Origin of the sequence: Vibrio sp. 1874, from assembly GCF_033344395.1 — a bacterium.
Taxonomy (GTDB): domain Bacteria; phylum Pseudomonadota; class Gammaproteobacteria; order Enterobacterales; family Vibrionaceae; genus Vibrio; species Vibrio alginolyticus.
This window is the reverse complement of sequence record NZ_JAWPOR010000002.1, coordinates 84,827-98,009: the sequence shown is the minus strand read 5'-3', so window position 1 is coordinate 98,009 and position 13,183 is coordinate 84,827. Positions and strand designations below refer to the sequence as shown.

The following is a 13,183-nucleotide window of genomic DNA, read 5'->3' as shown; positions in this document are numbered from 1 at the left end:
GAAAGAAAACAAACGCCCCTCACGTGAGGGGCGTTTTTCTTTTTGGCACTATCTTAAGCAAGCTTGGCTTATTGAAGCGTATTTCCGTTAGATAGCAGCTTTCTTGTCGGCTCTTGCTCGGTGTATTCGACCGCATCGTGAGCGGCGAGCTTATCGACTTCCGCCTGTTCACCCACCACAACCAACACGTGTTGTTTCACCAGAGCGTCGACCACTTCAATGTTGTGCTGACGAAGAAGCGCTCTCACTTCGCTCTCTTTCCCTTCATGATACTTAACAAAGTAACGTGCAGGTTGCTGCTCGGCTTGATCTTGGCGTTCATCCACGAGAGGAAATCCTTGATTGTTTGCCAAGCTGCTTGAGCTCAGTCCGATTGCCAATAGTGCGGTAGCGCCTACCACAGACAAAGAAAGTAAGGTCAACTTCTTCATAGTCACTCCTTATTGAAAGGTCAGAGTCCAACTGTTGATGGTGCCTGTGTCTCTTCTGGCACTGTCTACCGCTTTTAGTTCCCATGTACCTTGCGATTCAAAACCAGAAAAATCCGCTTGGAACGTGTTTTTTATATCGTTAGCGCTGCCGCCAGTATTATTGTGAAGTACAACTTCTCCACCAGTCGGTGACGTTAAAGTCACTCGTAGATCACCGATGTAAGTGTGGCTAATATCAACGTCAATACTTACTGTGCCTGAATCACCAGAGCGATCGACTTCTACTGCACTGATTGCGCCAGAAGATTTATTATCTGGAATCGCAACAGGGCTGGTATTTGAGAAGCTAGAGTCCGAAGAGCTACCACCATCAGGTCCATTACAGCCAGCGTCCAAGAACAGCTTCGCCGCTTCAGCATTAACTAGGCCGTGGCCAGTACGGTTGTCTCGACCAGCAACATCAATATCTGTTGCAGTTTTCACTAGGGCATTACGTACTTGCGCTGCTGTACAGGTTGGGTGGTAACTCCACACCAAGCCAGCTACGCCCGTTACGTGCGGTGTCGCCATTGATGTACCATTGTAGTACTCGTAATCTTCACCAGAGGTTGTTGCAACAGTAATTTCCTGACCAACATACCCCAATAGCTCTTGACCAAATGCACGATCAACCGTTACCGAAACCATACGATAAGCGTTGTTTGTGTCTACCAAGAATGGGTTTTGTAAACCAGGTAGTTCAGAGTTGCTGTATACGATTGCAGCTCGCGCACCCGCATTGTAACAAGCCTGAACCGCATCTACTTCAGGGTAGTTTCCTGAAGACTGGTTGCCGATACGCTCAGTCAAACAAATTTTGCCCGACATATCACCACAGTTAACGTTACCGCCAGATACATCACAGCTATCTAGCATTGCCGTTACTGAACCCGCGATTGGATCCGGAACATACGAAGAACCGTTATTGATCAAACGATTGTGAGGAACAATCCCACGATCAAACTGGCTTACACCATTCAAGGTAATATCAGAAAGTTTACCTTCACCTACCGTAACCGTTGATAAGATCGCCACACCCGGGCCTGAGATCTCAACTTGATTAGTAGATTGTGAGAACGCTGCATGATCATTTTGATTATCAACAGCCGCAACAGACATCACTGAGTCATAAGAAGCTGGATAGCTGTGCGCTGTATTGCCATCATTACCTGCAGCGGCAATCAATAGAACGCCTTGATCGTAAATATTTTGCAGTGCATTTTGCTCAGTTCGGCTTGATTGACTACCACCAAGGCTCATGTTCACAACGTTAGCACCATTATCGGCACAGGTCTGGATTGCTTTAACAAGCCCAGATGAGTAACCCCAACCCGATTCGTTAAATACTTTCACGATGTGCAAATTAACATTCTGGTTTGGCATCACACCCTTTACACCTTCGGTGTTGGCAATCGCAGCAATCGTACCCGCGACGTGAGTACCGTGGGCATTGTTGTTACCCGGATCACTCCATGATCCCGTACCACTATCGTTAGTACCAGCAACGCGGTTACCGCTTAGGTCGTTGTGCGAAATGTCGTACCCTGAATCGATAATACATACAGTGCGATTACCCGCATTGAAGTCAGCTAGCAGTTGAGCATTAACCGCTTCATATCCCCATGGGGTCGTTTCGCTGAGCAAATAGCGAGGTGGATCGACTTCCACGTATTCCACATCACTACGATTGCGAAGCGGCTCTAAGTCATCGCCATCCAATTCAACGCTGTAAATGGCGCGATTGCCCAGTTTTTCCACCTTACGTGCCTTCACCTGTTCTAGAACAGACTCCTGCGCGATTCGTGGCCCCCAGAATGAGTTACCACCCATTGAAGAACGGCTGACTGCATCTTCTTTGAATTTGACGATGTACTTCGTCGGTAACTTAGATTCATCAAATCCCATTGGTGGAGCCGCAAACGCTGACATCGAAGTGGTCAGTGCTATTGCTACGGCAGACAACGAAAATAAGCCTTGTTTTTTACTTGTTGTGTAGTGCATTTGCCCTATTCCTTATTTGAGCTAATTTTTATTCACTATATTCTCATGAAAAGTCATCATCATGATGTTTGCATGAGAGCTTCAGCTATAGTTTACAGAGCAAAAATGCCAAACAATTTGTTTCATGAATATACAAATTTGTACAAAAGATCATTCAATAAACACTTTAAGTTAACATTAAAAATCATCAACAAAACCTTATAAAGCAATTACTTAATTAACAAAAAGTGAATGTTAAATTAATGTTAGTGAGTAATTATTCTAAATATCACCCATTTAATCGATTGCTATGCTGAATGGATTTTTTGACCGTGGTGCCAAAACTGAAATATTGAATATTTAGTTGTTGACTGTCTTGAGCATTTACTCAGAATTAGAAGGTTTAGTGAGAAAAATTCTCATCTAAATACTGTTATAGCCGAGCGTATTCACGCATTCGGAACAATAACCATTACAAGAAGAGTGAATGATGAAAAAAACAATCACACTATTAACTGCATTACTTCCGCTTGCCTCCGCCATTGCAGAGGAGCCAACTTTATCACCGGCAATGGTTTCTGCGGCTGAAGTGGTTAGCGCGCAAGAAAATCAAACTTATACGTACGTTCGATGCTGGTATCGTACGAGCCACTCTAAGGACGATGCGGCTACCGATTGGAAATGGGCAAAAAACCAAGATGGTAGTGACTTCACTATCGATGGTTATTGGTGGAGCTCTGTCTCATTTAAAAACATGTTCTACACCAATACCTCACAAAACGTAATTCGCCAGCGTTGTGAAGAAACACTAGATCTAGCGAACGAGAACGCAGACATTACATTTTTTGCTGCTGACAATCGTTATTCTTATAACCACACGATCTGGAGCAATGATGCTGCAATGCAACCAGATCAAATCAACAAGGTAGTGGCTTTGGGCGATAGCTTGTCTGATACAGGCAACATCTTTAACGCGTCCCAATGGCGCTTCCCTAACCCGAATAGCTGGTTCTTGGGTCACTTCTCAAACGGTTTTGTTTGGACGGAATACGTTGCTAAAGCCAAAAACTTACCGCTATACAACTGGGCAGTTGGTGGCGCAGCAGGTGAAAACCAATACATCGCGCTAACTGGTGTCGGCGAACAAGTTTCTTCTTACTTAACCTACACAAAGCTGGCGAAGAACTACAACCCTGCTAACACATTGTTTACGTTAGAGTTTGGTTTAAATGATTTCATGAACTACAACCGTAGCGTGCCGGAAGTAAAAGCGGATTACGCTGAAGCTCTGATTCGTTTAACAGACGCTGGCGCGAAGAACTTCATGTTGATGACACTGCCTGATGCAACCAAAGCACCACAGTTCAAATACTCAACACAGGAAGAAATTGAAACGATTCGTGCGAAAGTATTGAAGATGAACGAGTTCATCAAAGCACAAGCGATGTACTACAAAGCCCAAGGCTACAACATCGCATTGTTTGATACACACGCACTGTTTGAGAAGTTAACCTCGGCACCAGAAGAACACGGTTTCGTAAATGCAAGCGACCCTTGCTTAGACATCAACCGTTCATCCTCTGTTGACTACATGTACACTCACTCATTACGTTCTGAATGTGCAGCATCTGGCGCAGATAAGTTCGTGTTCTGGGATGTGACTCACCCAACCACAGCAACGCATCGTTATGTGGCTGAAAAAATGTTAGAAAGCAGCAATAACTTAGAAGAGTTTCGCTTTTAATAAGCCGTTGTTGTTCATTGCAAATTAATCTGCATAAAAATGACCACGATGCTTCGTGGTCATTTTTTATCGATATCGAACCCCGATAACGGTTTTATTTGAGCTCACTTACTTCAAGCCGTTGATTTAGAGACGTTGACTTTGAGCAGCCTCATTCAGCTTTCTGTTTTTGGTACGTTACCGCGGAAGCTGTCCACCATAATAGAGATCAACGTCTTTAAGGTTACATCATCACTGCGGTATGAGTAGGCTCGTATACCCGTAAACTGAACCTGGAACAACTGAGCAAGAAGCAATGTATCCTGGGCTTCAATTTCGCCATTCTCGATTGCTCGCTCAAACAGCTTTGCAAGAAAAGATTCAAATTGGTTTGCTAAGCTGATTGTTTGATTGCGCAGCGCATTAAAATCCTCAGCAAATTCACTTGCTGATTTGACTAACATGCACACTTCACTGGGATTGGAGTCTCGCTGATTGATAACCACATCAATCGCGAAAGCTTCTATTGCATCTAGAACCGTTGTGTTCTGAGCTAAATGCAACTCAAACAGGGCTTGCAAGTTCGCAACGTACATTTTTAGCGCTTCACAATATAGCCCCTCTTTTGACCCAAACGTCGCATAAATACTTCCAGGACGCAGATTCACGCTATCTTGTAAATCACGTGTAGATGTTGCATGAAAACCTTTCTTCCAGAATAGAGCCGAGGCGGCTTTCACCACTTCATCACGTTGGAATTTCTTTGTATTCGCCATGAGCAATTATCAATTTTGAACATATGCTCAATTTTATATTGAGCGACCGCTCAAAATCAACTATCCTGTTCTTGCCTAATCCGCTCATATCCAATTACAGGAGATTTAAACATGGCAGAATTTAAACTGTATACCGCAGAAAACGCACCCGAAGGATCAAAGCACCTGATTGAAAATTCAGTCAAAGCGTTTGGCATGCTACCAAATCTTCATGCTGTTATGGCTGAAGCGCCAACCTTGCTTGAGGGTTATCAAGTTGTGCATGAGCTCTTTCAACAAACATCATTTAACGCAGAAGAATTGACCGTCGTATGGCAAACCATCAACGTTGAACATGGTTGTCACTACTGCGTTCCTGCTCATAGTGCGATCGCGGCGTCAATGAAAGTGGATCAGGAGATTGTCGATGCTCTCGTCAACCAAACACCATTGGCAGACGAAAAACTTGAAACACTACGAGAAACAACGCTTCAAATGGTGCGTCAACGTGGTGTAGTGGAAGAGTCTCAGATAGAGAAATTCTTTGCGGCAGGTTACGGACAGCAGCAACTGCTTGAAATTGTTCTTGGTCTAGCGCAAAAAGTGATGAGTAACTACACCAATCACCTAGCTGACACCCCGGTTGATGCACCTTTCAAGAAGTTCGCCAAGTAACTTAAGCTTTTATTACTGGTCCCATTCATGGGACCAGTAATACCTTCAAAAAAGGCTTTGTTGCATGGCGCTTCGCTAGTGTGAGCTGACACCTAATTACAACGGCGCAACGTCGGTTCCTCCTAAAGACTGGTAAAGCGTAACCTGAGTGAGAAACTGGTTGTAGCGGTTCTCCAACAAAGAAGCTTGTGCGTTTCTGGTGTCTTCTTGGGCATTCAAATAGTCCATGATCGATGTCGAGCCATACTGATACCGCGCAGCATATATGGACTCAGCGGCACTTGCGGCATCATATTGTTCTTGTAAACGCGCCGCTTGATACTTCAATTTTTCTCGTGCTGACAAGGCATTTTCGACATCTTGGAAGGCGGCGTACAACACTTGGCGATAGCTCACAATGGCCGATTGATAGTCTAAATCGGCAATGGCTTGGCTGTTTTTCATCTCATTCCACTGCAAAAACGGTAGCGTCATATCCGCACCTAAACTGCCGATCGGGTTGGAAAGCAGGTCTTTGAGCGCTTGTGACGATCCACCCAAAGCCCCAGTGAGCGTCAGCTTAGGCAAATAGTCCAAATCTGCTGCGTCTTTATTTGCTAGCGCGGCTTTGACTTCGTAAATCGCTGCTTTAATGTCGGGTCTGCGGATCAATAAATCAGACGGAGCACCAACACTCAACGATGGCATATCGCCTTCAGGCAGCATTTGGATGGTCGCACTGATGCTCTTCGGCGGTTGATTGAACAAAATCGCAAAGGCGTTGTTTGCCTCAAGTAAACTCTGTTCAAATTCACTTTGCTGCGCTTGTAAGCTTGCCAACGTACGTTTGGCTTCAAGCACATCTAACTGATCCACAGCGCCAAGTTGGTACTGTTTTTCAATCAATTGTAGCGTTTGAGCTGCGTCTTCCACATTACGCTGACTGAGGTTTAAACGCTGTTTCAGATAGCCGATTTGCCAATATAACGATGCCGTCGTTGCCACCAAACTTTGTGCGGTCGCCTCGCGATCTTGTTGACTTGCCATCGCCGTCCACTTGGCTTGGTCAACGTCCGCCGAGATTTTTCCCCACAAATCCAACTCGTAATTGACGGACAAGTTAGTGCTGTAGCTATCTGCCGATTCCCCGCTATCAAGAGATTTTTGAACTTGTCCTGATGTGGAAGAACTCAACGTAGGGAAAAGGTCATCTTGCGCTAAACCCAGCTGTAAACGCGCTTTCTTTAGCGTTAGCGTTGCCAGCGTCAAATCGTTGTTTTGAGCCAACACCTGAGTAATGTATTGATTAAGCGTTGGGTCGTTAAACGCCAACCACCAAGGATCCATACTGACATCACCCGCAACATGCATCTGTTGCCAATTTGCAGGCACTTGCACCGCAGGTGCTTGATAGTCACTACGCATAAGCGACCCACAACCTGACACTGCACTTAAGGCAGCCGCGACCAATCGAGTTTTGAATTTCATTGTGTTACTCATTTTTAGTCTCTCGCTAGCGCTTCTATCGGATCGAGTTTGGCGGCATTGCGAGCGGGTAAAAAGCCGAAGGCGATGCCAATCAACGTTGAGCAAATAAACGCCCAGATGATCGAGTTCATTGAGTAAATCATTTGGAAGCTGCTGCCAGATGTACTGAATGCAAAACCAATCAAAAATGCCAAGCCAATACCAGCAATGCCACCACACAAACACACCAGTACCGCTTCAATCAAAAACTGACGCAAAATATCCGCTTGCCGCGCACCCACAGCCATTCGTACACCGATCTCTTTCGTGCGCTCTGTCACCGACACCAACATGATGTTCATTACGCCAATTCCGCCGACAATTAGGGAGATCACCGCAATCGCTGAGATCAGTAACGTCATGGTTGCGGTGGTTTTCTCGATGCTCTGACGAATGGTGTCAGTGTTAATCGTGAAGAAATCTTCTGTACCGTGGCGCATTTTTAACAAGTTGATGATGCTCTGTTCTACCGCTGCGCTTGGGGCGTTCTCATCAATCCGTACAGTAATGCCGTTGAGGTAGCGTTGTCCCATCATTCGTCCCGACATGGTGGTGTATGGCACCCAAATTTTCAGCGCGTCGCTGTTGCCAAACGCGTCTTCTTTTTTCTGCGTGACACCCACAATACGCACTGGCAATGAACCAAGAAAAATCACTTCACCAATCGGATTTCTATCCGCAAACATTTCCTTTCTGGTGTTGTCATCAATCACTGCTTCTTGGGCGAGCGAATTCACGCTCTCTTCATCCCAAAACTGACCTTTGGCGATCTCATAACCGCGCACACGGAAATAATCTTCCCCAACCCCTTCCACAGACGCGGTTGCATCCTGATTGGCATAACGCACGGTTAAGCTGTTGGATAAAGACGGCGTGACACTGTCGACAAAAGGTAGACTCTCCAACGATTTAGCATCGTCGCCGGTTAGCGTTTTCACTCGTCCGGAGCGGCGGTCACCAAACCCTTTGCCCGGCCTGACATCAATGGTGTTTGTTCCCATGGATGAAATATTCGACAAAATTTGCTGTTGTGAACCATTACCTAGGGCCACCACGGAAACCACCGAGGCTATACCAATAATGATGCCGAGCATGGTCAAAAACGTGCGCATTCTGTGGCTAGACATCGCCAGCAGCGCCATTTTGAGCGCGTCAATAAAACTGTCCCACTTCCACCACTTACTGGCGACTTGCGCTGGGCGATGAAAAGACACGCTCGGTGTCTGTACTGCTTGCTCATTGATTACAACTTGTGCATTTGGCGTATCTGCAATGATTTCACCATCTTTGATTTCAATGATGCGATCCGCAAAGTTCGCCACGTTCATATCATGAGTCACTAAGATGATCGTATGCCCAAGTTGATGCAACTCTTTAAGCAGTGCCATCATCTCTTGCCCACTGTGACTGTCTAATGCGCCAGTGGGCTCATCAGCGAGAATCACCTCACCACCGTTCATCAGTGCACGAGCAACACTCACGCGCTGTTGCTGGCCGCCACTTAGTTGGCTGGGCTTGTGAGTCAAACGATCTTCCAGCCCTAAGCGAGCCAATAGTGACTGCGCTCGATCCGTTCTTTGACGATGAGGAACTCCCGCGTAAACCGCAGGTACTTCCACGTTTGCCACCGCGGTTAAATCCCCCAGCAGATGGTAACGCTGGAATATAAAGCCAAAATACTCGCGGCGCAGTTCCGCCAGTTGGTCGGATTCCAACGTCGAGACATCTTGCCCATTAATGAAGTATCGACCGCAGGACGGTTTATCCAAGCAGCCGAGCACATTCATCAGCGTCGATTTACCTGAGCCTGATGCCCCCACGATCGCAACCATTTCACCGCGTTTTATCTCTAAATTAATGTGGTTCAACACGGTAAGCGACTCGTCGCCAGAGACAAATCGTCGAGTTAAATCCTCAACTTTTAAAAGCACGTCACTCATATTAGAACCTCATTGGAGGTCGACGACGATCACTTCGGCTTGATGATTCTCCATCCATAGCATTGCCAAGAACAACTTGGTCGCCCTCCTTCAAACCTGAGAGAATTTCTGCGTTCACTTTGTTGTTAATACCCACTGTCACGGGCTTTTGCACCACTTGGCCCTGTTCAAGCACTGGCACGGTATAGTTGCCTTTGCCGCCAGATTTTTGCAGCACTTGTGAAGGGACAATCAAGGTATTTTCCGATTGCTCAAGGACAATCGAAACTTGCGCAGTCATGCCAATACGCAAAATACCTTGCGGGTTCTTCACATCAAATACAGCGTTGTAGTAAATGGCGTCGCTATCTGAAATGCTCAAATCGCTGTCATCGCCATCCATGATGGTTGGCCCCGGCTCAATGGCGCGCAATGTACCTTTAAACTGCTGATTCGGTTTGCCTAAAATGGTGAACAGCGCCGTTTGGCCTGGGTGAACAAAAATCACATCGGCTTCCGAAATTTCGGCTTTCACCGTCATCGTATCTAACTTGGCTAACTCGATAATCGTTGGCGTGGTTTGATTGGCGTTTACGGTTTGTCCTTCTTCCACCGCGGTGTAGACCACCGTGCCATCCATCGGTGCGTTGATGGTGGTGTAACCGAGATCTAACTGCGCATTGTCGACGTTGATTTTGGCTTTCTCGATTTCGGCATCCAGTTGCGCTAACTCGGCTTTGTAGATGGCGAGCGTCGCTTCGGCATTCTCGTAATCAGCTCGTGAGCTCGCTTTCGCTGCCAACATGCCTTTTTGGCGCACGTATTCATAGTTTGCTTGTTTAATCTGCGCTTGCTTAGCCTGGTACTGAGCGTTGAGACTATTAAGAGACGCTTGGGCTTCTTTGAGGCTATTTTGCTGAGTCAGGCTGTCAATCTGTGCAATCAAGTCTCCCTGTTTTATCTCATCCCCTAAGTTCACAGCGAGGCGTTGAATTTGCCCAGATACTTGCGCACCTACATTCACCAATTTGGACGCTTGCAACATGCCGTTGGCTAATACCGCCTTTTCGATATTGCCTTTGCGAACGACTTCTGTCGCGTAAGGAGAAATGGGTTCTGGACGTTGCAGATAATGATAACCACCAGCACCAATAGCAAGTAGGCCACACAAAACGAGCCATTTTTTATTGAGTTTCATAGCAGGAGTGAAGTAAATAATCGTTTTGATTTTATACTGCTATTTGTCTTAGCCGTACAGGGTACGAGACGTAAAGATAGGTAAATTAACGTCAAGAAACTGAATGAATAACTTCACTAACGTGAAAAATCAGAGATATTATAGTCACTTCAAAACTTTATTATTCAATACGTATAGCAAAGACCATTTTTAATATAGAAATTCAAGTTATAAGTATTATAAACAAAACTTTTAAATACCAACAAACCAGTAAAAATCTTAACTTATTCAATATGCAATCCATCAAAATTTCATTATGGCCATTTTTAATTATTGAATTTCAAGAGGAGTTAAGTGGCAAGTTAAATAAAAAATACCCACATAACACAGGTAAGACCGAGAGGAGTGTGTCATGTGGGTTTAAACGATAGTTCTCTTGCTGATTCGAACTACCAACGTTGGGATGCAATGGAAATACAAATGACTCAGAGTTTCCATCACGGACACTTTATCGCTGGATTTCCCTCTATTTGTTAGGGAACAGTCAGTACAATAAAAATAGAGAAGTAATACCGCAAAAATAAAAATAGAGGTTCAGGATTTAATTTACACGTAAAATAACCACTATATTCACGCCATGAAGCATTAATAAATTCAACAATAAATATTTATTAAGTTAAATTTACTTATTGTCAGCACACTGTTAGTTTTACTCTTAAATGCACTGGTCAGATTTGTTTATTTTACTGATTTTCGTTGCAATACAACTTCTAATTAATTCATGAGAAAAACATGCAGCGACAATTAACTCTTTCACCGATTTATTTATTAATCGGGTTAGCCTCCTCGACGGCGTATGCCGGTGGTTTTCAAATTAACGAACATTCTGCGACGGGTCTTGGTCGTGCTTTTGCTGGTGATGCCGTCATTGGTGATAATGCGTCTGTAATCAGCCGCAACGCCGCAGCGATGACGCTGTTTAAACAAAATGCCTTATCGTTCGGTGTCACTTACGTCAAACCTGACGTTACCGTTAAAAATGCGCAATATCATCGAGCTAACATTAATGCGGATGTCAATGTTGGTATGGGTGGTTTTCCTCCGTCCCCTCAAGTTGACATTACCCCGTCCTTCTCTCAAACCGTGACCGACATTGATGACGTCGATGGCGTTGGTCAACCAGCCGTTGTACCCAATTTTTACTTTATTCACCCTATCAACGACGACTGGTATCTAGGCTTATCGGCATATTCCAACTTCGGAACCGACATGGAGTTTAAACCAAACTATGGCGCACCTGTTTTTGGCGGTGTCACCAGCGTAGCGAGTGTCAACCTTGGCGCAAGCTTGGCATACAAGGTGAACGACCGTTTTAGTATCGGTGGTGGTATTGATGTGATTTACGGCTCTGGTGAGCTGTACCGCGATATGGACGTGGGTGTTTGCGTTGGTGGGAACATACTTGGAAACGAACTAGAACAACGCTGTGGATCCGTAAAAGGCAACGCACTTGATGTGGAAGCAGGCGGCATTGGGCTTGGTGCGAATATTGGCATGATGTACGAGTTTAACGAACGTCATCGCTTAGGTTTAAGCTACAAGCACAGCCCTAACATAGATGCCAAGGGCGACATCCACTTTGCGGGCGAATCGTACGACTCGCTTGCTATGCCGCTACCGGATATTGCGGAGTTTTCCGGTTATCACCGCGTCTTACCTAAATTTGCCCTGCACTATTCTGTGCAGTGGATTGGTTGGTCAGCATTTGATAGCTTGAAAGCTGATGATCAGTTGCTAAAAGATTTTCAGTGGCAAGACTCCGCGCACTACTCCATCGGTGCGACTTGGTACGCCAATGAACGTTGGACACTTCGCACGGGTTACATGTTCGACAAAACACCTGTCGATGAGCTGACTTCGCTTTCTATTCCAGATTCGAACCGTCACTGGTTATCTGCGGGGGCCTCTTACCAATGGTCATCAGATACCACGGTTGACATCGGCATGACGTACTTGATTGGTGAAGATGTCAACGTAGAAGAGTACGCGTATGAAGGTGTTCCTGCACCGATGGTGACGGGCGTGACCCATTCAAATGCGTTCCTAATTGGTGCCCAGCTCAGCCACCGTTTCTAATTTGTCAGGCAGTGATCAAACCTCTAGGTCATTGCCTTGTAACAACGCTTATCGAAGCGACCGAACAGAGACATTATTATGAACAAAACACTACTTGCTTTTTCACTCTCACTTCTCACTCTAAGCGCAGCTCAGGCTTCGGAATGGGGCTATGGCAATGACAAACACGGGCCAGAGCACTGGGGAAAATCGCCAAAGACTGCGCAACCACGAAAAACCAAAGCCCAATCAACATCGACAACCCAGCCGATGCAAAACTGGAAGCACTGAACCTTTCGTACACTGGTCAGGTCATTGGTTTAACCAACAATGGTCATACGCTGCAAGCGCAAGTGAACGGACGTAACAGCTTCACCATTGATGGCGAGACGTTCGAGCTGCAACAGTTCCATTTCCACACACCATCAGAAAACCAAATCAAAGGCCGCCAATATCCACTTGAAGCGCACTTTGTACACGCCAACGCAGACGGCGAGTTGGCGGTAATTTCGGTGATGTTTGATGCTGGCGATCAAAACGCAGCACTGTCTAAACTGATCAACGCAATCCCACAAGAGAATCAAACCACGTTCTTTAAAGATACGTTTGAGATTAACGACTTACTGCCAAAAACTGCAAACTACTATCGATTTAACGGCTCTTTAACCACACCACCATGTTCAGAAGGTGTGCGCTGGTTTGTGCTTAAAGACACTCAAACCTTATCCAAAGATCAAGCCGAGAAACTGATGGAAGTCATGGGACAAAACAATCGTCCGCTGCAACCGCTAAATGCGCGCGTTGTACTTTCTAACTAATCGCCACATCCGATAAGGGGCATCGTATTTGCCCCTTATTTTGAT

Annotated in this window: 9 protein-coding genes and 1 pseudogene; 4 read left to right on the top strand and 6 right to left on the bottom strand. The window is 45.6% G+C overall.

The genetic code is table 11. The features are described from left to right. Positions 1-68: 68 nt before the first annotated feature. Entirely contained in the window at positions 69-431 is a 363-nt protein-coding gene (locus R8N46_RS04400) for an ATPase (RefSeq protein WP_047102805.1), read from the bottom strand. A gap of 9 nt (positions 432-440) precedes the next feature. Then, positions 441-2,471 carry a S8 family serine peptidase gene (locus tag R8N46_RS04395; protein WP_053304645.1) on the bottom strand — a complete coding sequence of 677 codons (2,031 nt, stop codon included), beginning with the start codon at positions 2,469-2,471 and terminating at the stop codon, positions 441-443. Positions 2,472-2,937: 466 nt separating this feature from the next. On the opposite strand from R8N46_RS04395, the gene R8N46_RS04390 reads away from it, so the two are divergent. Further along, a complete protein-coding gene (locus R8N46_RS04390; protein ID WP_017819748.1) occupies positions 2,938-4,194 on the top strand; it encodes a type 2 secretion system lipase in 1,257 nt (418 codons plus the stop codon). A gap of 155 nt (positions 4,195-4,349) precedes the next feature. Here R8N46_RS04390 and R8N46_RS04385 read toward each other — a convergent pair whose 3' ends face one another. Continuing rightward, positions 4,350-4,949: a TetR/AcrR family transcriptional regulator gene (locus tag R8N46_RS04385; protein WP_213972269.1), complete on the bottom strand. Its 600-nt coding sequence runs from the start codon at positions 4,947-4,949 to the stop codon at positions 4,350-4,352. Positions 4,950-5,060: 111 nt separating this feature from the next. On the opposite strand from R8N46_RS04385, the gene R8N46_RS04380 reads away from it, so the two are divergent. Further along, complete coding sequence (locus R8N46_RS04380) at positions 5,061-5,603, top strand: carboxymuconolactone decarboxylase family protein (RefSeq protein ID WP_005374097.1); 543 nt, start codon at positions 5,061-5,063, stop codon at positions 5,601-5,603. A 96-nt stretch (positions 5,604-5,699) separates the two neighbouring features. Here R8N46_RS04380 and R8N46_RS04375 read toward each other — a convergent pair whose 3' ends face one another. The 3 genes from R8N46_RS04375 to R8N46_RS04365 are packed head-to-tail and all read right to left on the bottom strand — an operon-like array spanning position 5,700 to position 10,226. Next, complete coding sequence (locus R8N46_RS04375) at positions 5,700-7,070, bottom strand: efflux transporter outer membrane subunit (RefSeq protein ID WP_213972270.1); 1,371 nt, start codon at positions 7,068-7,070, stop codon at positions 5,700-5,702. Positions 7,071-7,084: 14 nt separating this feature from the next. Further along, positions 7,085-9,049, bottom strand: coding sequence for a MacB family efflux pump subunit (locus tag R8N46_RS04370; RefSeq protein WP_213972271.1), 1,965 nt, complete (start codon positions 9,047-9,049; stop codon positions 7,085-7,087). A 1-nt stretch (position 9,050) separates the two neighbouring features. Further along, entirely contained in the window at positions 9,051-10,226 is a 1,176-nt protein-coding gene (locus R8N46_RS04365) for an efflux RND transporter periplasmic adaptor subunit (protein WP_047725849.1), read from the bottom strand. Between the two features lie 771 nt (positions 10,227-10,997). Between R8N46_RS04365 and R8N46_RS04360 the strand changes: the two genes are divergently transcribed. Both R8N46_RS04360 and R8N46_RS04355 read left to right on the top strand, forming a co-directional pair. Further along, a complete protein-coding gene (locus R8N46_RS04360) occupies positions 10,998-12,341 on the top strand; it encodes an OmpP1/FadL family transporter (RefSeq protein ID WP_025768039.1) in 1,344 nt (447 codons plus the stop codon). A 78-nt stretch (positions 12,342-12,419) separates the two neighbouring features. After that, a pseudogene (locus R8N46_RS04355) lies at positions 12,420-13,138 on the top strand (carbonic anhydrase). The last annotated feature ends 45 nt before the right edge of the window (positions 13,139-13,183 follow it).

Bases quoted from the DNA above. Each gene is read 5' to 3' on its own strand.
- R8N46_RS04400 (WP_047102805.1), bottom strand. From the start codon at position 431: ATGAAGAAGTTGACCTTACTTTCTTTGTCTGTGGTAGGCGCTACCGCA.
- R8N46_RS04395 (WP_053304645.1), bottom strand. From the start codon at position 2,471: ATGCACTACACAACAAGTAAAAAACAAGGCTTATTTTCGTTGTCTGCC.
- R8N46_RS04390 (WP_017819748.1), top strand. From the start codon at position 2,938: ATGATGAAAAAAACAATCACACTATTAACTGCATTACTTCCGCTTGCC.
- R8N46_RS04385 (WP_213972269.1), bottom strand. From the start codon at position 4,949: ATGGCGAATACAAAGAAATTCCAACGTGATGAAGTGGTGAAAGCCGCC.
- R8N46_RS04380 (WP_005374097.1), top strand. From the start codon at position 5,061: ATGGCAGAATTTAAACTGTATACCGCAGAAAACGCACCCGAAGGATCA.
- R8N46_RS04375 (WP_213972270.1), bottom strand. From the start codon at position 7,070: ATGAAATTCAAAACTCGATTGGTCGCGGCTGCCTTAAGTGCAGTGTCA.
- R8N46_RS04370 (WP_213972271.1), bottom strand. From the start codon at position 9,049: ATGAGTGACGTGCTTTTAAAAGTTGAGGATTTAACTCGACGATTTGTC.
- R8N46_RS04365 (WP_047725849.1), bottom strand. From the start codon at position 10,226: ATGAAACTCAATAAAAAATGGCTCGTTTTGTGTGGCCTACTTGCTATT.
- R8N46_RS04360 (WP_025768039.1), top strand. From the start codon at position 10,998: ATGCAGCGACAATTAACTCTTTCACCGATTTATTTATTAATCGGGTTA.